Below are 21,586 nucleotides of genomic sequence, written 5' to 3'. Positions count from 1 at the left end.
CGCCGTACGCACGGCCTCCCTCCCTCCCTTCACAAGGACGTGAACCACCATGCGCAAGACCGCCAGATACTCCGCGCTGGCAGCCGCCGGTCTGCTCGCCCTCTCCTCGCTCACCGCCTGCGCCAACGACGCGGCGAGCACCACGGCCGACTCCGGCAGCGGCGGGGGTGGCGGCAAGGGGGAGCACGTCAAGATCATGGTCGGTGGGCTCGACAAGGTCATCTACCTGCCGGCGATGCTCACCCAGCGGCTCGGCTACTTCGAGGACGAGGGTCTGAACGTCGAACTCCTCAGTGAACCCGCCGGTGTCCAGGCCGAGACGGCACTCGTCTCGGGACAGGTCCAGGGAGCCGTCGGCTTCTACGACCACACACTCGACCTCCAGACCAAGGGCAAGGCGGTCGAGTCCGTCGTGCAGTTCTCCCACGCGCCGGGCGAGGTCGAGATCGTCTCCGACAAGCGTGCGGGTGAGATCACCTCACCCAAGGACTTCAAGGGCAGGAAGCTCGGCGTCACCGGGCTCGGCTCCTCGACCGACTTCCTGACGAAGTACCTCGCCGTCAAGAACGGCGTGAAGGTCAGCGAGTTCACTCCGGTCGCCGTCGGCGCGGGACCGACGTTCGTCTCCGCCCTCGAGAAGGGCGCCATCGACGGCGGCATGACGACGGACCCCACCGTCGCCACGGTCATGGAGAAGAACCTCGGCAAGGTTCTCATCGACATGCGCACGCCCGAGGGCTCACAGAAGGCGCTCGGCGGGCCGTACCCGTCGTCAAGTCTGTACATGCAGACGGACTGGGTCAACGGTCACAAGGAGACGGTCCAGAAGCTGGCCAACGCCTTCGTGAAGACCCTCCGATGGATGGCGGATCACAGCGCCTCGGAGATCGCCGCCAAGATGCCCGCCGACTACTCCCAGGGAAACCAGACGCTGTACGCGGGGGCGATCGGGAGCACGCTGCCCATGTTCACCGAGGACGGCGTGATGCCCGAGAACGGCCCCGAGACCGTCGAGAAGGTCCTCAAGGCGTTCAACCCGAACATCAAGAACGCCGATGTGGACCTGAGCAAGACGTACACCACGGAGTTCGTGAAGAAGGCGGCCGGCTGACCCTCCCCGCCGAGAAGGCACAGAGCCGCCCCGCCGCGTGTACGACCGTGCTCCCCCGCCGGTCGTCCACGCGACGGGGCGGCCGTTGCGGCTCCGGCCAGAACCTCAGCCGCGGGTTGACCGTACATAGCGGTGCTCCGGGCGCCCCGCGTCGCCGTAGCGGAGGGTCAGACACGCCTGCCCCGTACGCTCCAGGAGCTTCAGATAGCGCTGCGCGGTCTGCCGGCTCAGTCCGGTCTCCGCCGCTACCTCCTGGGCCGACAGCGAGCCCTCGGCGTTCAGCAGCGCGCGCCGTACGAGTTCGGCCGTCGCGGGGGAGTGCCCCGTGGGCAGGTCGGGCACCGCACCCGCCGCGAGCGTCCCGAAGATCAGGTCCACATCCGACTGCTCGGCCATGCCGCCGCGGTCGAGCGCGCGTCGCAGATCGGCGTACGCCTCCAGTTTGTCCCGCAGTCCGGCGTACGAGAACGGCTTGACCAGGTAGTGAAGTACGCCCTGCCGCAACGCCGCCCGGACGGTCGCGAGGTCTCGCGCGGCGGTCACCATGATCACGTCGATCTGATGACCCCGCCGACGCATCTCCTGGACGACCGCGAGACCGGAATCGTCCGGCAGATGGTGGTCCATGAGGACCAGGTCCGGATGCGGCAGTTCCTCGATCCGGAGCAGCGCCTCGGCCGCGCTGTGCGCCTGCCCCGCGACACGGAAGCCCGGCACCCTCTCCACATAGGCGGCGTTGACGCGCGCGACCCGCGTGTCGTCGTCCACGACCAGGACGTCGATCATTCCGACTCCCCGTCGCGGTCTCCGGCGTGCCGGCCGTCCCCGGTGTTCTCGGCATTCCAGGTGTTCCTGGCGGCGCCTGTGCCTTCCGTGTACCGGGATTCTCCGATGGCGTCCTCCGAGGCCAACGACGGGTCCGTCAGCGCCTCCGGCAGGACGACCGTGAACTCCGCGCCGCCGCCTTCAGCGTCGGTCACCTCCGCGCTGCCTCCTTGCCGCTCGGCGAGGCGCCGCACCAAGGAGAGCCCGATGCCGCGCTTGCCGTGAGCCGGCGGCTGCTTCGTACTCCAGCCGTCCGTGAAGACCAGCTCCCGCCGCTCCTCGGGGACGCCGGGCCCGGTGTCCCGTACCCGCAGTACGGCGGTGCGTCCCTCGGCGCGCAATTCGACCTCCACGCGCGCGTGCGGCGTGCCCGCGACGGCGTCCAGCGCGTTGTCGACGAGGTTGCCTACGACGGTGACGAGCCCCCGCGGGTCGACCAGCCGGTCCGGCAGCAGTGTCCGGTCCGAGATCCACAGCGCCACACCCCGCTCGGCCGCAACCGTCGCCTTGCCGACGAGGAGCGCGGCGAGCAGCGGATCGTGGATCTTCTCGGTGACCTGTTCCGCGGTGACCCTGTGGTCGCCAACCACCTCCCCGACAAACTCCATGGCGTCGTCGTACATCTCCAGTTCGAGCAACCCCAGGAGCGTGTGCATCCGGTTGGCGTGCTCGTGGTCCTGTGCGCGCAGGGCGTCGATCAGGCCGTGCGTGGAGTCGAGCTCGCGGCCTAGCTGCTCCAGCTCGGTCCTGTCGCGCAAGGTGGCGACAGCGCCCCCGTCCTCGGTGGGCATCCGGTTGGCGACCAGGACCCGCTGGCCGCGGACGGTGAGCAGGTCCGTGCCGGTGACGCGGCCTGCCAGCACGTCCGTCGTGCGACCCGGGCCGAGCGCGTCGTCGAGGGGCCGTCCGACGGCCTCGGCGCCCACGCCGAGCAGCCGCTGCGCCTCGTCGTTCAGCAGGCGTACGCGACCGCCGCGGTCCAGGGCGACCACACCCTCCCGGATGCCGTGCAGCATCGCCTCACGCTCTTCCAGCAGCGCAGAGATGTCGGAGAAGGCCAGGTCACGGGTCTGTCGCTGGACCCTGCGGGAGATGAGATAGGCAGCCAGCGCACCGACGGCCATGGCCCCGCCCGCGTACGCGAGCAGCCCCGGGATCGCGTCGATCAGCCGGGCCCGCACACTGTCGTACTTGATCCCGACGGACACCGCGCCGACGATCCGGCCCGTGGCGTCACGCAGTGGCACCTTGCCCCGTGCGGAGCGCCCGAGGGTTCCGGTGTCGATCTCCATGACGTCCCTGCCGGCCAGGGCCTGCTGCGGGCTCGTCGAGACCGGTTCGCCGATCCGCGCGGGCTGCGTGTGCGACCAGCGGATGCCTCGCGTGTCCATCACGACGACGTACTCGGCGTCACTCGCCTTCCGTATCCGCTCGGCCTCGGCCTGCACGGGGCCGGTCCTGGAGGGGGCCGTCCCGAGGACGTCCACGGCGATCTGCGGCTGGGCGGCCGTGGTCTGGGCGATCGCGAGAGCGCGCCGCATGGCCTCGTCGTCCAACTGCGCGCTCAGTGGTGCCAGGAACAGCCCAGTGGCCAGGACCGCCACTCCCGCCGCGATCGCGATCTGCATCAACATCACTTGGGCGAACACCCGCCGCGGCAGACCGAGGCGCAGTCGTCGTGCGAGGGGAGTGGGGCTCATGCCCACGACCGTACGGCGGCGTCCGTGTCCCTCCACAGAGAGTGTGGTGTGGATCTCTTGATCAATGGATGAGACGGCCGTGAGACGAGCGCACCGCCCGGATGCGCGGCGGGTACCTGATCGTGCTGTTTGCCGTGTTCCGGCCCGGTCGAACCTGGGGCCGGGTGTCAGCAGGCCACGGCGACAGCCGTCTCCTCGAGCTGCCGGACGGCCACCACGTCCATCCGCGCGGGTGAACCGAGTGCCGAACCGCAGCTCTCCGGGCGGGGCGGCAGCGAGGCACCCCGCGCGACGACGACCCGCCACAGCCGGCCGTCGGAGTGGGCGACGGTGACGTCCCAGCGCGGCGCGGCGCCGTCGGTGCGGATCACCGTCAGCACATCGGCGGCCTGCTCGCCCGAAGCCGTCCGTACGGCCAGCTCGGCGGCCTGGCCGGGACGTTCCCAGGCGGAGTTCCCGCGACACCCCTCGGTGACGACCCGGCCCTCCCGGACGCCCTGGAGGATCTCCTTGACGGCATGGGCCTCGGCACGACCGTACGCGTACCCGTACGGCAGGACCAGCACCGTGGGAGAGAACCGGTGACCACCCAGATGAGTGACCTCCCAGATGCCTCCGACGCCGGAGGCGGCCAGTTCCGCGGCCAGGGGGCGTCCGAGCAGGGCGCAGCAGCGGTCGCGCTTGCCGTTGGTGCACACGAGGGCCAGCGGATCGCCGGTGTGCGGCCGTCCCCCGAGAACCTCGTCGAAGGAGCGCGGATCACCCGCGCCGAGGGCCGGGAAGTCGAGGTCGAGCAACTCTCCGGGATCACGCGTCATGGCGCTGTGCACCCAGGCGTTTCCCGGGGTGGTGTGGGCCACGTACACCTGCCGTTCGGCGAGCACGTCGCAGTCCGCATGGCGGCCGGGGCGCCGGATGAGCGCGATCCGCACCCCTGTGGCCTCCGCCGCCCTTTCGAGGGCACGGCCGACCGCGGGATCCAGGTGGCTCGAAGTGAGCGCCTTGGCACCCCAGGGTCCGGGCTGCTCGATGAGCAGCCATGTCCTCGCAGTGGCCGCGGTTCCGGAAAACGGCTCGTCGAGCTGCCGCGACACAGTCGTGCACGTACTCACAGAGGTGAGCCTAACCTGACTTCGCCCGGGGCGACTTCCCGCCGTCCGTAGGGGGCGCGCCAGGGGGTATCCCGGCGCGTAGCCGGGCGGGTGGAAGCGCGGATGGGGAAAGGGTCGCCTGGAGGGCGCGCACGGGCCCATTTCCTGCGCCCGGCGCGCGCCGGTTACCGGGGGACCGGCCGGGGCGGCCGTTCGCCCACGTAGTGGCCGCTCGGCCGCATCCGCAAGGGGCGTTCCGCGTACTCCTCCAGGGTGTGGGCGATCCAGCCCGCCGTCCGGGCGACGGCGAAGATCGTCTCTCCCGCCGAGGCCGGCATCTTGGACGAGACGGTGAGAACGGCCAGCGCGAGATCGACATTGGCGTGCAGCGGGGTGTGCCGGGCGGTGGTGGTGACCACGTCGCGGGCGGCGGCCAGGGCGGGCTCCGCGCCGGGAACGTCCTCCAGGAGGGCGAACAGGGCACGCGCGCGTGGGTCCTCGCCCGGGTAGAGCCGATGACCGAGCCCGGGGACACGGCGCCCGGCGCGCAGTTCGTCGGCGACCACGGGGGCGGCGGTGCCCTGGTCCAGAACGTCCAGCAGCAGCCGGTGCGCGAGCCCGCTGGCAGCCCCGTGCAGAGGCCCTTCGAGGACGCCGAGGCCCGCCGACACGGCCGCGTAGGCGTGGGCGCGGGCCGACGCCGCCACCCGGACCGCCAGTGTCGAGGCGGCCAGGTCGTGGTCGACGAGCAGCCCGAGTGCCGTGTCCAGCACGCGCAGTGACGGATCGTCGGGAGTGCGTCCGCTGAGCCGTGCCCACAGCCGGTGGGCCAGTGGGCCTACGTCACGGTGATCGTGCCGCACGGTCGGAAGCGCGGCGACGAGGGTGGGGATGAGGGTGCGCCCGGTGCCGAGTACGGCGCTCTCGGAGAGGTCGAAGCGCAGCGGGTCGGAGGCCGCCGCGGCGATCGCCGCGACGCGCAGCCGGTCGGTCGGGCCGCTGTGCTCGGGCAGCGCGTCGACACTGCGCCGGGCGGCCGCCACGGCTGCCTCGGGGGCGGTGAACGTGACGCCGGGGCGCAGTTCGCCGGTCCACAGCCATTCGGCGATCTCCTCGAAGGAGTACCGCGCGGCCAGTTCCGTCGCGTCGACGCCACGGAAGTAGTACCGGTCCTTGTCGATCAACGTGATGCTGGTGCGGACGGAGAGCTCGCCGCCACCGCCCGAACTGCCGCCGCCCTCACGCCGGTTGCGCCGGGCGAGGGCCTCGACCTCCTTCGGGTCGAACGTGCTGCCACGCCCTCCCGGCTCCCGCCTGCTGCTGAGCTGACCGCGGCTCACATACGCGTACACGGTCTCGGGCTTCACGCCGAGCAGTTCGGCGGTCTCCTTGGTGCTGAGCCGTCGGCCCTCGTGTGCAGGTCCTGCCGCTTCTCGATCCCTCATGAGCGCCACCGTATCTATGGATCAGCATATTGATCGAATCAATATTGACAGTCTTAGAGTCAAGCATGGACAGTCGAATCAAGTCCAGGGAGGAAACATGCCGATCAACCAAGCCGCGTCCACTGCGTCCAGTGCTGCCCATGCGGCTGCACAAGTGCCTGCCGATGTCCCGCGCGGTCTCGCCGGCGTCGTCGTCACCGACACCGAGCTGGGTGACGTCAGGGGGCTGGAGGGCTTCTACCACTACCGCCAGTACTCGGCCGTCGACCTCGCGCGGTCCTGCGGCTTCGAGGAGGTCTGGCATCTGCTGGCCCACGGCGAGCTGCCCGACGAGGCCCGCCGCGCCGCCTTCACCGAGCGGACCGCGCGGCTGCGCCGGCTGCCGGACGACGTACGAGCCGCACTGCCCGCCATCGCGGCGGCGACCGGGGCGTCAGGACCCCTGGCCGGACTGCGCACCGCCTTGTCGCTGCTCGGAGCCTCGCTGGGGTTCCGTCCGGTGTACGACATCGACGCCGGGCGCCGCCGTGACGACGGCCTTGCGGCGACGGCGGCGGTGCCGACCCTGCTCACCGCGCTGTACCGGATCGGGCAGGGGCTGGATCCTGTCGAGCCGCGTGAGGACCTGGGGTACGCCGCCAACTACCTGTACATGTTGACGGGTTCGGAGCCGGGCGCCGCCCGCGCCCGTGCAGTCGAGCAATACCTCATCTCAACCATTGACCACGGGTTCAATGCATCAACGTTCACGGCGCGGGTGATCGCTTCCACCGGTGCGGATGTGGCGGCCTGCCTCGTGGGGGCGGTCGGGGCTCTCTCCGGGCCGCTCCACGGAGGCGCTCCCAGCCGTGCCCTGGACACCCTCGACGCCATCGGGACCCCCGACCGCATCGACCCCTGGATCCGCGAACGCGTCCTCGCAGGGGAACGCATCATGGGTTTCGGGCACCCCGTCTACCGCACCGAGGACCCGCGCTCGCGGATGCTCCGCGAGATGGCTCAGGGGTTCGGCGGCCCGCTCGTGGAGTTCGCGGTCGAAGTGGAACGACAGGTGGAGGCGATCCTGGCCGAACTCAAGCCGGGCCGGGAGCTGCACACCAACGTGGAGTTCTACGCCGGCGTGGTCATGGAACTCTGCGGACTGCCCCGGGAGATGTTCACCCCCACGTTCGCCGCCGCCCGCGTGGTCGGCTGGAGCGCGAACATCATGGAACAGTCCCAGGACTCGAAAATCATCCGCCCGGCGGCTCGCTATGTGGGCCCGTCTGCACCGGTGGCGGTGCCGTCCGCTGCCTGACGCCGGCCGACGGTGACTGTGCGGGCGACCAGGTCGCTGGGCCGCACGTCAAGGGCCCGGCACCGCGATGATGCCGGGCTCGGCCCCGTGGTCGGAAGGATAGTGTCGAGGTGAAAACGAAGAGTATGAAGGCAATCAAAGAGGGCTGAAAGCGTGTATCGGTCGGTTCACTGTCGGGCCGTCAGATTCTCGCCGCTCCGTGAATGAGCCGTGCTCCGGGCGTCAGGCGTCCGGGATGTCCTTCTTGGCGCGCAATAGGGTTTCGCGCGTGATGACGACGATTCGCTCGTAGTCTGCCCGTGCGGCGTCGGGCGGGAGCTCGGGGTCGAGCTCCTTGGTGGCCTCGCGCCCGATGACGGCGAAGCTGCCGTCACTGAGCTCGAAGATGTCGGGGCAGGACTGGCCCGTAGCGCTGCCGCGCTCGCGTGGAGTAGCCCCGACACGTCGCACGATCTTCACGGAGTTGTACCAATCTATGGCTCGGAAATCGTAGAAAAATGACCATATTCCGAGCGCCGGTTCCCTCGGAGTGAGGCACTCCGAGCACTGGTGAATGTCGGAGGCAGAACTCCGGGCAGGGGTGATCGACCGGAGCGCTCAGAGGTCTGAGCAGGCGTTAACGCTAGCGGTTTCTGCTGTCTCCTGGGTGTGAAGCTAGGCAAGCGGTCGAGTGAATCTGGACAGGCTTGCTGGACCAGGGGTGGTATGTGGGTGGTACGTGGTATTTGGCGTACAAGAGTGTGGGAGGGGCGTGCGAGGCTCGGCCCCCGCGTGCGAGGCTACCGGTGCGATCCAGGCGTGTCAGGGCTATCCCTCGTCCGGCTCCCCCACGACCCACCACTCATCGGCGTCGGCATCCGCCTGATCCTGAATCAGAGTGTCCATCATTCGGCCTAGTTGGGCCTCATCGGAGGATTCGGGCAGGCTCTTGCGGTGGTGCTCCGTCGCCTCCCAGTACTCACGGAAAACCGGGTTCTGGCACATGATCCGGAAGTGCCCGTGGAGCTCCGCGCGCGTAAGTGCCCCGATCCGATGGAAGTACAGGGCGTTGATGTAAAGGGCGTTCGCGAAGAGGTACTGGCGCTGCTTCTCGGGGCCGATCTCGGTTTCGTAGGTGTTGAGGACCGCGGCGAGGGCGGGATCGTCCATGGCCTTGCACAGAAGATCGAAATGGAGGCGGTGCTGCTCGGTCAGCACGGCGCGTCGGCGCTGACGTGTGCTTCGTTCCGCGATGGCGGTCGCCGCGGCCCCGAGCCCTGCCCGCGCGGCTGAGCCGAGCCTCCGTATCGCGGAAATCTGTGTGGCCATGTCAACCCCCGAATCAGGCGACCGTCCGCCGGTCGTCGGTTGTGGGGCGACAGGGAGCGGACCGGCGAGCGGTGGGCGGCGCGCTTGCCGTCTCCCAGTGTTGCCGAGCGGCTCTGATCGGCAGGGAGGCGGAGAGGAGGCGCACGGAGGGATGTGCGGGTCACATTCACCGGCGCCATGTCCAACGTGTGCCCCGCGAGCGCCGCTAACAATCGTTCACTTCGGGGGTGTTTCCCCCCTCGTATGCTGTGTTGGCATTCAGTCTCCGCGTGAGCGCCGGTCCCGTGAGCCGGTGTGCGCACTGGTTCAGAGAGGGCGCGTGGTGAGTCGGTCGAGTAGCCGCCAGATCCCGGTCATCGTTCTCGCCGGCTTCCTCGGCTCCGGCAAGACCACACTGCTCAACCACCTCCTGCACCGCAGTGGTGGCAGCCGCATCGGAGCCGTCGTCAACGACTTCGGCGCGATCGAGATCGACGCCATGGCGGTGGCCGGAGCACTCGGCGACTCCACGGTCTCGCTGGGCAACGGATGCCTGTGCTGTGTGGTCGACGTCAGTGAACTTGATCAATATCTGGACCGGCTCGCTCAACCCTCCGCCAGGATCGATGTCATCGTCATCGAGGCGAGCGGGCTCGCCGAACCCCAGGAACTCGTGCGCATGGTGCTCGCCAGTGAGCACCCGGGCATCGTGTACGGAGGCCTCGTCGAGGTCGTCGACGCGGCCGAGTTCGCCGGCACGCGCGAGAAGCATCCCGAGATCGACCGGCACCTCGCCCTCGCCGATCTCGTGGTCGTCAACAAGATCGACCGGGCCGAGGACGCCGGATGCGTCCTGAGTGTCGTCCGGGACCTCGCCGACGCGGCCGCGGTCGTCCCCGCCACCTACGGCCGTGTCGATCCGGAGTTCCTCTTCGACTGCCGGCCCAGCGAGGAACGCATCGGGCAACTGTCCTTCGACGATCTCCATCGGTACGACGGCGATGGCGACGGGGATGGAGGCAACGGCGGCCACAGCGGTGACGGGTATCCGGGAGAGGGCGACCAAGAGCGGGGCCGCACGGATCACGACCACCTCGGCCACCTGCACTCCGCCTACGACTCCCTCTCCTTCACCTCCGAAGTGCCCCTCGGGCCACGGCAGTTGATGGCCTTCCTCGACAGCAGGCCCGAAGGGCTCTACCGGATCAAGGGATACGTCGACTTCGGCGTCCAGGACCTCCGCAACCGGTACGCGGTGCATGCCGTCGGCCGGTTCCTGCGCTTCTATCCGGAGCCCTGGCCCGACGCGGACGACAGGCTCACCCAGCTCGTCCTCATCGGCTCCGGCATCGACACGGTGGCGCTGGCCAAGGAGCTGGAGGCATGCAAAGAGGACGCCCCGCACGCCGACGAACACAGCATGTGGGGCGTCCTCCGCTACGTACAGGAGCCGGAGCCCAGCCCGGAGGGCTGACCGCGGGCCGCACCCGGCCCGCAGCCCGCACCCGGCCTGCAGCCCGCACCCGGCCCGGAGGGCTGACCGCGGGCTACACCGGTCCGGCCACCACCGACACCGGCTTGCCCAGCGACACGCCCGAGCCGTCACGGCGCGGGTCGATCTCCGGCAGGTCGACCGGCATGCCGGTCTTCTGTGCCGCCCGCCCCGGAACCGGACCGGCCCAGGCCAGCGACAGGCAGTCCTCGCCCTTCAGGAACCGCTGGCAGCGCACACCGCCCGTGGCCCGGCCCTTGCGCGGATACTGGTCGAACGGCGTGAGCTTGGCCGTGGTCTGGACGGAGTCGTCCAGCGTCCCGCGTGAACCCGCGACCGTGAAGACCACCGCGTCGACCGCCGGGTCGACCGCGGTGAACGAGATCACCTTCGCGCCGTCGGTCAGCTTGATGCCCGCCATGCCGCCCGCGGCGCGGCCCTGCGGGCGCACCTGGGACGCCTGGTAGCGCAGGAGCTGGGCGTCGTCCGTGATGAAGACCAGGTCCTCCTCGCCGGTGCGCAGCTCGACGGCGCCGACGATCCGGTCGCCGTCCTTGAGTGTGATGACCTCCAACTCCTCCTTGTTCGAGGGGTAGTCGGGCACCACACGCTTGACGACACCCTGCTCCGTGCCGATGGCCAGGCCGGGCGACGTCTCGTCGAGCGTCGTCAGGCAGACCACGGTCTCGTCCGGTTCGAGGGAGGACAGGAACTCCGAGACCGGGGCACCCCCCGAGAGGTTCGGCGCGGACGCCGTCTCGGGGAGCTGCGGGAGGTCGATCACGTTCAGGCGCAGGAGGCGGCCCAGGGACGTGACCGCGCCGATCTCGCCGCGCGCCGTCGCCGGCACCGCGGAGACGATCACGTCGTGCTTGGTGCGCTTGGCGTCCGGGTCCTGCCCGAAGGCCTCGGCGGTCACCGTGCGCGCCAGCAGCCCCGTGGAGGACAGCAGGACGCGGCACGGGTCGTCGGCGACCTGGAGCGAGACGGTCGCGGCGGGGGCGCCCGCGGACTCCAGGAGCACCGTGCGCCGGTCCGTGCCGAACTTCTTGGCCACCGCGGCCAGTTCGCCGGAGACCAGCTTGCGCAGCTCGGCGTCCGACTCCAGGATGCCGGTCAGCTCGTCGATCTCGCCGTTGAGGCGGTCGCGCTCCGACTCCAGCTCGATCCGGTCGAACCGGGTCAGGCGGCGCAGCGGCGTGTCGAGGATGTACTGGGTCTGGATCTCGGAGAGGGAGAAGCGCTCGATCAGCCGCTCCTTGGCCTGCGCCGAGTTGTCGCTGGAGCGGATGAGGCGGATGACCTCGTCGATGTCCAGGAGGGCGACGAGGAGACCCTCGACCAGGTGCAGCCGGTCGCGCTTCTTGCCGCGGCGGAACTCGCTGCGGCGGCGCACGACGTCGAAGCGGTGGTCGAGATAGACCTCCAGCAGCTCCTTGAGGCCCAGGGTGAGCGGCTGGCCGTCCACCAGGGCCACGTTGTTGATGCCGAAGGACTCCTCCATCGGCGTCAGCTTGTAGAGCTGTTCGAGGACCGCCTCCGGCACGAAGCCGTTCTTGATCTCGATGACCAGACGCAGGCCGTGCGCGCGGTCGGTGAGGTCCTTGACGTCGGCGATGCCCTGGAGCTTCTTCGAGCCGACCAGGTCCTTGATCTTGGAGATCACCTTCTCCGGACCGACGGTGAAGGGCAGTTCGGTGACGACGAGGCCCTTGCGGCGCGCGGTGACGTCCTCCACCGAGACCGTGGCGCGGATCTTGAACGTGCCGCGGCCCGACTCGTAGGCGTCCCTGATCCCGGAGAGGCCGACGATCCGGCCGCCGGTGGGCAGGTCGGGTCCCGGGACGTGCTTCATCAGCGTCTCGAGGTCGGCGCCCGGGTAGCGGATGAGGTGCCGGGCGGCGGCGATGACCTCGCCGAGGTTGTGCGGCGGCATGTTCGTGGCCATGCCGACGGCGATGCCCGACGAGCCGTTGACCAGGAGGTTCGGGAAGGCGGCCGGGAGGGCCACCGGCTCCTGCTCCTGGCCGTCGTAGTTGGGCGTGAAGTCGACGGTGTCCTCGTCGATCGACTCCGTCATCAGCGACGTCGCGTCGGCCATGCGGGCTTCGGTGTACCGCATGGCGGCCGGCGGGTCGTCGTTGCCGAGGGAGCCGAAGTTCCCGTGGCCGTCGACCAGGGGCAGACGCATGGAGAAGGGCTGCGCCAGACGCACCAGGGCGTCGTAGATCGATGCGTCGCCGTGCGGGTGCAGCTTACCCATGACCTCGCCGACGACACGGGCGCACTTCACATAGCCGCGCTCGGGGCGCAGGCCCATCTCGTTCATCTGGTACACGATGCGGCGGTGGACCGGCTTCAGGCCGTCCCGGGCGTCCGGCAGGGCTCGCGAGTAGATGACCGAGTACGCGTATTCGAGGAAGGAGCCCTGCATCTCGTCCACGACGTCGATGTCGAGGATCTTCTCCTCGTACGAGTCGTCGGGCGGCGGGGTCTTCGTGCTGCGGCGGGCCATCGCTGCTGCGGCTCCTTCACAGTCTCTGCCGGGGCATGAACGGGTGCTGACGCGCACCATTGTGGACCGCCCCACTGACAACCCCGACCGCGACCCGTCCATTGCGCCCCCGCGGCAGGCTCCGCGGGCGTCTGCGCAGCGGCTTCCGGGCGGCCGTCCGGGCCGGACGCGCGGGCGGTCCCCGAGCGGGTCCGGCCGGTGCCCGGCGGCCCCCGAGGGGGGTTCGCGGCGGTACCCGGAGGGCTTCCCCGGGCGCGCCGGGTACACGCACGAGTCTCGCTCTCGGCGTACGAGGTGCGGGAACTTCGCCAGGCGTCCGCGCGCTTGCATACAGTGGCAGGACCGACAGGAATGACGTAGTTCCGCGATCGAAGGGACGTACATGCCCATGGGTCACACGGCCACAGCTGAGGCAGGCTCCGGCGGCCTGACAGCGACCGAGCACCGCCTGGCCAACGGCCTGCGCGTGGTGCTCTCCGAGGACCATCTGACCCCGGTCGCGGCGGTGTGCCTCTGGTACGACGTCGGCTCGCGCCACGAGGTCAAGGGCCGGACCGGACTCGCCCACCTCTTCGAGCACCTGATGTTCCAGGGGTCCAAGCAGGTCCACGGCAACGGCCACTTCGAACTCGTCCAGGGCGCCGGCGGCTCGCTCAACGGCACGACGAGTTTCGAGCGCACCAACTACTTCGAGACCATGCCCGCCCACCAGCTGGAGCTCGCCCTCTGGCTGGAGGCCGACCGCATGGGATCGCTGCTCGCGGCGCTGGACGACGAGTCCATGGAGAACCAGCGCGACGTCGTGAAGAACGAGCGCCGCCAGCGGTACGACAACGTCCCGTACGGCACCGCCTTCGAGAAGCTCACCGCGCTCTCGTACCCCGAGGGGCACCCGTACCACCACACCCCGATCGGGTCGATGGCGGACCTGGACGCGGCCACCCTGGAGGACGCCCGCGCGTTCTTCCGCACCAACTACGCGCCCAACAACGCGGTCCTGTCGGTCGTCGGCGACATCGATCCGGAGCAGACGCTCGCCTGGGTCGAGAAGTACTTCGGCTCCATCCCCGGGCACGACGGCAAGCCGGCCCCGCGGGACGGCTCGCTGCCCGAGATCATCGGTGAGCAGATCCGCGAGGTCGTCGAGGAGGACGTCCCGGCGCGCGCCCTGATGGCCGCCTACCGCCTCCCGGAGGACGGCACGCGCGCGTGCGACGCGGCCGACCTCGCGCTCACCGTCCTCGGCGGCGGCGAGTCCTCCCGGCTCTACAACCGGCTCGTCCGCCGTGACCGCACCGCCGTCGCGGCCGGGTTCGGCCTGCTGCGCCTCGCCGGAGCGCCCTCCCTGGGCTGGCTGGACGTGAAGACGTCCGGCGACGTCGAGGTCCCGGTCATCGAGGCCGCGGTCGACGAGGAGCTCGCCCGGTTCGCCGAGGAGGGCCCCACGGCCGAAGAAATGGAGCGCGCGCAGGCCCAGTTGGAGCGCGAATGGCTCGACCGGCTCGGCACCGTCGCCGGCCGCGCCGACGAACTGTGCCGCTACGCCGTCCTGTTCGGCGACCCGCAGCTCGCCCTGACCGCCGTGCAGCGCGTCCTCGACGTCACGGCGGAGGAGGTCCAGGAGGCCGCCAAGGCCCGCCTGCGCCCCGACAACCGCGCGGTGCTCGTCTACGAACCGACCACCGCCGAGGCCGCGGACGCGGCCGGCTCCGCCGACGAGACAGACGAGACCGACGAGGAGGCGGCGAAGTGACCGAGCTCGCCACCATGGACTTCCACCCGCAGCCCCAGGCCGGCCAGCCGAAGCCGTGGGCGTTCCCCGCTCCCGAGCGCGGCACCCTGGACAACGGTCTGACCGTGCTGCGCTGCCACCGCCCCGGCCAGCAGGTCGTCGCCGTCGAGGTGATCCTCGACGCGCCGCTGGACGCCGAGCCGGCGGGCCTGGACGGCATCGCCACGATCATGGCGCGCGCCTTCTCCGAGGGCACCGACAAGCACTCGGCCGAGGACTTCGCCGCCGAGCTGGAACGCTGCGGCGCCACGCTCGACGCGCACGCCGACCACCCCGGCGTACGGCTGTCGCTCGAAGTGCCCGTCTCGCGCCTGGCCAAGGCGCTCGGCCTGCTCGGGGACGCGCTGCGGGCCCCCGCGTTCGCGGACAGCGAGGTCGAGCGGCTGGTGACCAACCGGCTGGACGAGATCCCGCACGAGACGGCGAACCCGGCCCGTCGTGCGGCCAAGGAGCTCTCCAAGGAGCTGTTCCCGGCGAGCGCGCGCATGTCGCGCCCCCGTCAGGGCACCGAGGAGACGGTCCGGAGCATCGACGCGTCGGGTGTGCGCGCCTTCTACGAGAAGCACGTGCGCCCCGCCACGGCCACCGCGGTCGTCGTCGGCGACCTGACGGGTGTCGATCTCGACGAGCTGCTCGCCGACACGCTCGGCTCCTGGACCGGCTCGTCCGCCGAGCCGCGTCCCGTGCCGCCGGTGAGCGCCGACGACACCGGCCGCGTGATCATCGTCGACCGCCCCGGAGCCGTCCAGACACAGCTCCTCATCGGCCGCGTCGGAGCCGACCGGCACGACCGTGTGTGGCCCGCACAGGTCCTCGGCACCTACTGCCTCGGCGGCACCCTCACCTCGCGCCTGGACCGCGTCCTGCGCGAGGAGAAGGGCTACACCTACGGCGTGCGGGCGTTCGGGCAGGTCCTGCGCTCCGCGCCGGACGGCACGGGCGCCGCGATGCTCGCCATCAGCGGCTCCGTCGACACCCCCAACACCGGGCCGGCGCTCGACGACCTGTGGACGGTGCTGCGCACCCTCGCGGCCGAGGGCCTGACCGACACCGAGCGGGACGTGGCCGTGCAGAACCTGGTGGGCGTCGCGCCCCTCAAGTTCGAGACGGCCGCGGCCGTCGCGAGCACGCTCGCGGACCAGGTCGAGCAGTACCTGCCGGACGACTACCAGGCGACGCTCTACCGGCAACTGGCCGCCACCGGCACCGTGGAGGCCACCGCGGCGGCCGTGAGCGCCTTCCCGACGGACCGTCTGGTGACCGTCCTGGTCGGCGACGCGGCGCAGATCGCGGACCCGGTGAGGGCCCTCGGAATCGGTGAAGTCACCGTGGTGGCCGCCGAGTAGAACCCGTGCGACACGAGAGGGCCCTGACGGCTGAAGAGCCGTCAGGGCCTTTCCTTTACAGGTGCCGTTCCCAAGATGTCCGCATTCGTACGGCGGTTGCCCTTCTGCCCTGTGGCATGCGTAACAAAAATCGTGATCCGTTTGTTGTTCGAAAGTCACCCCGTTTAGCGTCGGTCCGGCTGTTCGTCACGCAGTGCGCCGCGCCCGCGGCACCGGACAGTCATCGCCGAGTCCCCGAGACGCGAGTCAGGGGAGCCGGGGACCCACTCAGTCCCTGGGGTGAATCGGACGCCCTCCTCGGAGGGGGCCCGTAGGAGACCTTCCTGCTCCGAACCCGTCAGCTAACCCGGTAGGCGAGAGGGAAGGAAAGGATCAGCCCCTACATGGCGTTCACCTGTGGCACCGGCAAGCATCGTCGTACGAGCAGCCGGGTGCACAGCACCACCACGACCGCCGTCGGGGTCGCGGCGCTCACCACCACCGGTGTGATCGGAACCCTGGCCGCCCCCGCGTTCGCCGCGGAAGCCTCCGTCGAGCAGACCGGGCTCACCCAGACCGTCACCCTCAACGACACGGTCGCCGACCAGATCGACGCCCAGGCCTTCGCCCAGCAGCGCGCCGCCGACGAGGCCGCCGCGCGCAAGCAGGCCGAGCAGACCGCGCGCAAGGAGGCCGCCGAGCAGGCCTCGAAGCTCCGCGCGGCCAAGGAGCGCGCCGCCCGCGAGGCCGAGCGCAAGCGGCTGAACACGTTCGTCATGCCGATCACCGGCTCGTACGTCTCCACCGGCTACCAGGCCAGCAGCGCCCTGTGGTCCTCCGGCAGCCACACCGGTGTCGACTTCCACGCGGGCACCGGCACCTCGGTCCACGCCGTCGGCTCGGGCACGGTCGTCACGGCCGGCTGGGGCGGCGCCTACGGCAATCAAGTCGTGATCAAGATGCACGACGGCACGTACACCATGTACGGCCACCTGTCGTCCATCGGGGTGTCCGTGGGGCAGACCGTCACCCCGGGCCAGCAGATCGGCCTCTCCGGCGACACCGGCAACACCACGGGACCGCACCTCCACTTCGAGGCCCGCACGACCGCGGAGTACGGCTCGGACATCGACCCGGTCGCGTACCTGCGCTCGCACGGCGTCAACGTCTGACGACCGCTTCGCGGCTTCCCACCGCTTTTGATGCCCCGGCTCACCGAGCCGGGGCATCGTCGTTTCCGGACGCCGTCTGTCCAAAAAATATCCATGGATTCAGGCCCGCCATCGGAAATTCAGGCTTCCTGCAATAGAGTCACTGAACAAGCGTCAATCGACGGCGTTTCACGGGGATTAAAGCGGAGGTCGGTCATGCGTATTCCGGCGCACTCGGTGTGCACGGCGATCCGTGACGACATCGTCGCGGGTGTCTACGAGCGCGGCGGCCGGCTCACCGAGGAACTGCTCGCGCGCCGCTACGGCGTCTCTCGCGTCCCCGTGCGCGAGGCCCTGCGCACGCTGGAGGCCGAGGGCTTCGTGGTCACCCGCCGGCACGCGGGCGCCTGTGTCGCCGAGCCCACCGAGCTGGAGGCGGCGGACCTCCTGGAGATGCGCATGCTGCTGGAGCCGCTGGGGGCCGCGAGGGCGGCGCAGCGGCGCACGGAGGCCCACCTCAAGGTGCTGCGGGGACTGGTCAGGCTGGGGCAGGAGCGCTCCAGGCGAGGCCACAGCGAGGATCTGCGCTCGCTGGGCGGCTGGTTCCACGAGACGCTGGCCCAGGCGTCCGGCAGCCCGGCGCTGACCTCGACGCTCGCCCAGCTTCGTCACAAGATCGCCTGGATGTACTCGGTCGAGGCGCCGGCCGACCCCGCGGAGTCCTGGGCGGAGCACGGCGGCATCGTGGACGCGGTGGCCCGCGGGGACAGCGAGCGGGCCCGCGCGATCACGGCCCTGCACACCGAGCGCGCCACGGCCGCGCACCGGCTCCGATTTCCCGGCGGCGACCGGCCGGACCGTGTGAGAAGTTCGCAACATCCCGTAAACATGACGGGCCCGCGTCTTTAACACAGGCACCGTATACAAAGAGGGATATTCTGCGGGGGCTCATTTCTGATGCCCTTTTATTCGTTTGTCCGGAATTCCGGTGAGCGGCATTACCGCGACCGCGGCCCGAGGCCTGCGTGACACGTGGGGAATTCGCGGACGGGTCCACGGAAAACGGCCGAGCCGCGCCACCCGGAGAAAGGGTGCCGCGGCTCGGCCGTGTGGGTCCGACTGCCTCGCGGGCAGGCTCAGACGGTCTCGGGGAGCTCGTCGAGCCCCTCGGCGACCAGCTTCGCCAGACGGTCGAGGGCGACGTCCGCGCCGTCGGCGTCCGAGGCGAGAACGATCTCCTCGCCACCCTGGGCGCCCAGGCCGAGGACCGCGAGCATGGAGGCCGCGTTGACGGGGGTGCCGTCGGTCTTGGCGATCGTCACGGGGATGCCGGACGCCGTGGCGGCCCGGACGAAGATGGAGGCGGGGCGGGCGTGGAGGCCCTCGGTCCAGCCGACGTTGACGCGGCGCTCAGCCATGAGATGCTGCCCTTCGGGTGTTCAGGGTTGTCTAGACCATTGTTCCATATCGCGAGGAGTGCCCGGACGGTCCCGGGCATCACCCGCCGCGGTGTCGGTCGAAGACCCGCTCCGACGCCCGTCACCCTCAGACTGCCTCGCGCCGTTGTCGTACGCGAGCCGTACTCTGGGCCCCATGCAGACCTCGTCGGACCGGCACGAGTACCCAGCCCACTGGGAGGCCGACGTGGTGCTGCGCGACGGCGGCACCGCGCGCATCAGGCCCATCACCGTCGACGACGCCGAACGCCTGGTCAGCTTCTACGAGCAGGTGTCGGACGAGTCGAAGTACTACCGCTTCTTCGCGCCCTACCCGCGCCTGTCCGCCAAGGACGTCCGCCGCTTCACCCACCACGACTTCGTGGACCGGGTCGGCCTCGCGGCCACGGTGGGCGGCGAGTTCATCGCCACCGTGCGCTACGACCGGATCAACGCGGACGGCATGCCCGCCTCCGCGCCCGCCGACGAGGCCGAGGTCGCCTTCCTCGTGCAGGACGCCCACCAGGGCCGGGGCGTCGCCTCCGCGCTGCTCGAACACATCGGAGCGGTGGCCCGCGAGCGTGACATCCGCCGCTTCGCCGCCGAGGTGCTGCCCGCCAACAACAAGATGATCAAGGTCTTCACGGACGCCGGTTACACCCAGAAGCGCAGCTTCGAGGACGGTGTCGTACGCCTGGAGTTCGACCTCGAACCCACCGACCGGTCGCTCGCCGTGCAGCGCGCCCGGGAACAGCGCGCCGAGGCCCGCTCCGTCCAGCGGCTGCTCGCCCCCGGCTCGGTCGCCGTCATCGGCGCCGGGCGCACGCCCGGCGGGGTCGGCCGCAGCGTCCTCGACAACCTCCGCCAGGCCGGGTTCACCGGACGCCTGTACGCGGTGAACGCGGCACTCCAGGACAAGGAACTCGACGGAGTCCCCGCCCACCGCTCCATCAGGGACATCGCCGACCCAGTCGACCTCGCCGTCGTCGCCGTGCCCGCCGCCCACGTCCCCGAGGTCGTGACCGAATGCGGCGAACACGGCGTGCAGGGACTCGTGGTGGTCTCCGCCGGGTACGCCGAGAGCGGCCCCGAGGGACGCGAACGCCAGCGCGAACTCGTACGGCACGCGCGCACGTACGGGATGCGCATCATCGGACCCAACGCCTTCGGCGTCATCAACACGGCGCCGGACGTGCGGCTGAACGCCTCGCTCGCCCCCCAGATGCCCCGCCCCGGACGCATCGGCCTGTTCGCGCAGTCCGGCGCCATCGGCATCGCCCTGCTGTCCCGGCTGCACCGGCGCGGCGGCGGCGTCACCGGCGTGACCGGGGTGTCGACCTTCGTCTCCTCGGGGAACCGCGCGGACGTCTCCGGCAACGACGTCCTGCAGTACTGGTACGAGGACCCGGACACCGACGTCGCCCTGATGTACCTCGAATCCATCGGCAACCCGCGCAAGTTCACCCGCCTCGCGCGGCGGACGGCGGCCGCGAAACCCCTGGTCGTCGTCCAGGGAGCACGGCACGGCGGGGCCGCTCCCCAGGGGCACGCCGTCCGGGCCACGCGACTGCCGCACGCCACCGTGTCCGCGCTGCTCCGCCAGGCCGGGGTCATCCGGGTGGACACGATCACCGAACTCGTCGACGCCGGCCTGCTGCTGGCCCGCCAGCCGCTTCCCCGGGGACCCCGCGTGGCGATCCTCGGGAACTCCGAGTCCCTGGGACTGCTGACGTACGACGCCTGTCTCGCCGAAGGGCTCAGGCCGCTGCCGCCCCGGGACCTGACCACGGCGGCCTCGGCGGAGGACTTCCACAAGGCCCTGTCGCAGGCACTCGCCGACGACGGCTGCGACGCCGTCGTCGTGACCGCCATACCGGCCGTGGGGGAGACCCAGGCCGCCGACGCGGCGCTCGCCGAGGCGCTGCGGTCCTCCGCCCTGGAGGCCCCGGCGAAACCCGTGCTCGTGGTCCACGTCGAACTGGGCGGACTCGCCGAAGCCCTGTCCGCCGCCGCGAGCACCGCCCCGCAGGCCCCGGAGGGAGCACCCGGCGCGGCGTCCGGCGCCCGCTTCCACCCCTCGGACCGGTCGCCCGCGGCGCCGCGCGCCGAGGCCGCGCCGGACTCCCGGCTCATCCCCGCCTACCCCGCCGCCGAACGGGCCGTCCGCGCCCTCGCCGAAGCCGTCAAGTACGCCCAGTGGCGCACGGACGCCCATGAGCCCGGCAAGGTGCCCGAGTACGAGGACATCGACGAGAAGGGGGCCGCCCGGCTGATCGACGACCTCCTCGCGCGCGGGGAGGGCCTGACCCTGGGAGGCGAACGGACGGCGGCGCTGCTCGGGCTCTACGGCATCGACGTGCACCGGGCCCTGCCCGCCCCCACCCCGGACGAGGCCGCGGAGGCCGCGCGCGCCATCGGCTACCCCGTGGCCCTCAAGACCACCGCCCCGCACCTGAGGCATCGCGCGGACCTCGGCGGCGTACGCCTGGACGTGGCCGACGAGGAGCAGCTGCGCCGGGCGTACGCGGAGCTGACCGAGGTGTTCGGGCCGCCGACGGTGCTGCGCCCGGTCGTGCAGGGGATGGCGCCGCGCGGTGTCGACGCGGTCGTCCGCGCGGTGATCGACCCGGCGGCCGGTGCGGTGCTCTCCTTCGGGCTCGCCGGAGCCGCCTCCGAACTGCTCGGCGACACCGCGCACCGGCTGGTTCCGGTCACCGACCGGGACGCGGCCTCGCTGGTCCGGTCGATCCGGACGGCACCGCTCCTGTTCGGCTGGCGGGGCTCCGCGCCGGTCGACACGGCCGCCCTCGAAGAGCTCATGCTGCGGGTCTCCCGGCTGGTCGACGACCACCCGGAGGTCGTCGCGGTCTCGCTGGAGCCGGTGGTGGTCGCCCCGGCCGGTCTGAGCGTCCTCGGCGCGACGGTACGGCTGGCCCGCGCCCCGCTCCGGGACGACCTCGGCCCCCGCACACTGCCCGTCGTCTGAGCCGCCCGGGCCGTGCCCGCCCCGGCCAGGTCCTCCGGGGCGCCGGGAGGGGATGCCTCTGTGACGAGGGGCACCCCGCCGGGATACCTGCCGTGCCCGCGTCCCACCGGTCACCCTGCGCGATTCGGTCTGA

16 protein-coding genes and 1 riboswitch are annotated in these 21,586 nt (G+C 70.8%); of the genes, 8 read left to right on the top strand and 8 right to left on the bottom strand.

The features are described from left to right. Window positions 1-49: 49 nt before the first annotated feature. Window positions 50-1,111 carry an ABC transporter substrate-binding protein gene (locus ACFYYF_RS19940; protein WP_361693085.1) on the top strand — a complete coding sequence of 354 codons (1,062 nt, stop codon included), beginning with the start codon at window positions 50-52 and terminating at the stop codon, window positions 1,109-1,111. Between the two features lie 105 nt (window positions 1,112-1,216). On the opposite strand, the gene ACFYYF_RS19935 is transcribed toward ACFYYF_RS19940, so the two are convergent. The 4 genes from ACFYYF_RS19935 to ACFYYF_RS19920 form a co-directional block, all read right to left on the bottom strand. After that, a complete protein-coding gene (locus ACFYYF_RS19935; RefSeq protein WP_388777401.1) occupies window positions 1,217-1,897 on the bottom strand; it encodes a response regulator in 681 nt (226 codons plus the stop codon). Beyond that, complete coding sequence (locus ACFYYF_RS19930) at window positions 1,894-3,636, bottom strand: ATP-binding protein (RefSeq protein ID WP_388777399.1); 1,743 nt, start codon at window positions 3,634-3,636, stop codon at window positions 1,894-1,896. Before ACFYYF_RS19930 ends, ACFYYF_RS19935 begins: the two co-directional genes overlap by 4 nt. A gap of 167 nt (window positions 3,637-3,803) precedes the next feature. After that, on the bottom strand, window positions 3,804-4,748 hold the full coding sequence (locus ACFYYF_RS19925) for a sucrase ferredoxin (protein ID WP_388777396.1): 945 nt from the start codon (window positions 4,746-4,748) through the stop codon (window positions 3,804-3,806). A gap of 164 nt (window positions 4,749-4,912) precedes the next feature. Next, on the bottom strand, window positions 4,913-6,172 hold the full coding sequence (locus ACFYYF_RS19920; RefSeq protein WP_388777393.1) for a citrate synthase: 1,260 nt from the start codon (window positions 6,170-6,172) through the stop codon (window positions 4,913-4,915). Window positions 6,173-6,269: 97 nt separating this feature from the next. Here ACFYYF_RS19920 and ACFYYF_RS19915 point away from each other — a divergent pair, with 97 nt between their 5' ends. Beyond that, on the top strand, window positions 6,270-7,469 hold the full coding sequence (locus ACFYYF_RS19915) for a citrate synthase (protein WP_388777391.1): 1,200 nt from the start codon (window positions 6,270-6,272) through the stop codon (window positions 7,467-7,469). Window positions 7,470-7,691: 222 nt separating this feature from the next. Here the strand turns inward: ACFYYF_RS19915 and ACFYYF_RS19910 are convergent, their stop codons facing one another. Together ACFYYF_RS19910 and ACFYYF_RS19905 are read right to left on the bottom strand one after the other, a co-directional pair. After that, entirely contained in the window at window positions 7,692-7,928 is a 237-nt protein-coding gene (locus tag ACFYYF_RS19910; protein ID WP_388777388.1) for a hypothetical protein, read from the bottom strand. A gap of 348 nt (window positions 7,929-8,276) precedes the next feature. Next, window positions 8,277-8,777 carry a DUF6082 family protein gene (locus ACFYYF_RS19905; RefSeq protein WP_388777386.1) on the bottom strand — a complete coding sequence of 167 codons (501 nt, stop codon included), beginning with the start codon at window positions 8,775-8,777 and terminating at the stop codon, window positions 8,277-8,279. A gap of 322 nt (window positions 8,778-9,099) precedes the next feature. On the opposite strand from ACFYYF_RS19905, the gene ACFYYF_RS19900 reads away from it, so the two are divergent. Next, entirely contained in the window at window positions 9,100-10,230 is a 1,131-nt protein-coding gene (locus ACFYYF_RS19900) for a CobW family GTP-binding protein (protein ID WP_388777383.1), read from the top strand. A 73-nt stretch (window positions 10,231-10,303) separates the two neighbouring features. Here ACFYYF_RS19900 and ACFYYF_RS19895 read toward each other — a convergent pair whose 3' ends face one another. Further along, window positions 10,304-12,763 (bottom strand): DNA topoisomerase IV subunit A, encoded by a 2,460-nt coding sequence (locus tag ACFYYF_RS19895; protein ID WP_361693101.1) that lies wholly within the window; start codon window positions 12,761-12,763, stop codon window positions 10,304-10,306. A gap of 388 nt (window positions 12,764-13,151) precedes the next feature. On the opposite strand from ACFYYF_RS19895, the gene ACFYYF_RS19890 reads away from it, so the two are divergent. The 4 genes from ACFYYF_RS19890 (at window position 13,152) to ACFYYF_RS19875 (ending at window position 17,940) form a co-directional block, all read left to right on the top strand. After that, on the top strand, window positions 13,152-14,516 hold the full coding sequence (locus tag ACFYYF_RS19890) for a M16 family metallopeptidase (protein WP_388777590.1): 1,365 nt from the start codon (window positions 13,152-13,154) through the stop codon (window positions 14,514-14,516). Beyond that, window positions 14,513-15,901 (top strand): pitrilysin family protein, encoded by a 1,389-nt coding sequence (locus ACFYYF_RS19885; RefSeq protein ID WP_361693105.1) that lies wholly within the window; start codon window positions 14,513-14,515, stop codon window positions 15,899-15,901. The genes ACFYYF_RS19890 and ACFYYF_RS19885 overlap by 4 nt, the downstream gene beginning before the upstream one ends. Before the next feature lie 214 nt (window positions 15,902-16,115). Further along, window positions 16,116-16,272, top strand: a riboswitch (cyclic di-AMP (ydaO/yuaA leader). A 12-nt stretch (window positions 16,273-16,284) separates the two neighbouring features. Beyond that, window positions 16,285-17,052: a M23 family metallopeptidase gene (locus ACFYYF_RS19880; protein ID WP_361693107.1), complete on the top strand. Its 768-nt coding sequence runs from the start codon at window positions 16,285-16,287 to the stop codon at window positions 17,050-17,052. Window positions 17,053-17,247: 195 nt separating this feature from the next. Then, window positions 17,248-17,940 (top strand): GntR family transcriptional regulator, encoded by a 693-nt coding sequence (locus ACFYYF_RS19875; protein WP_361693109.1) that lies wholly within the window; start codon window positions 17,248-17,250, stop codon window positions 17,938-17,940. Window positions 17,941-18,167: 227 nt separating this feature from the next. On the opposite strand, the gene ACFYYF_RS19870 is transcribed toward ACFYYF_RS19875, so the two are convergent. Further along, complete coding sequence (locus ACFYYF_RS19870) at window positions 18,168-18,449, bottom strand: HPr family phosphocarrier protein (protein ID WP_361693111.1); 282 nt, start codon at window positions 18,447-18,449, stop codon at window positions 18,168-18,170. A 175-nt stretch (window positions 18,450-18,624) separates the two neighbouring features. Between ACFYYF_RS19870 and ACFYYF_RS19865 the strand changes: the two genes are divergently transcribed. Then, a complete protein-coding gene (locus ACFYYF_RS19865; RefSeq protein WP_388777380.1) occupies window positions 18,625-21,453 on the top strand; it encodes a GNAT family N-acetyltransferase in 2,829 nt (942 codons plus the stop codon). The last annotated feature ends 133 nt before the right edge of the window (window positions 21,454-21,586 follow it).

Origin of the sequence: Streptomyces sp. NPDC001914, from assembly GCF_042891215.1 — a bacterium.
Classification (GTDB): Bacteria; Actinomycetota; Actinomycetes; order Streptomycetales; family Streptomycetaceae; genus Streptomyces.
This window is presented reverse-complemented; position numbering and strand designations above follow the sequence as displayed.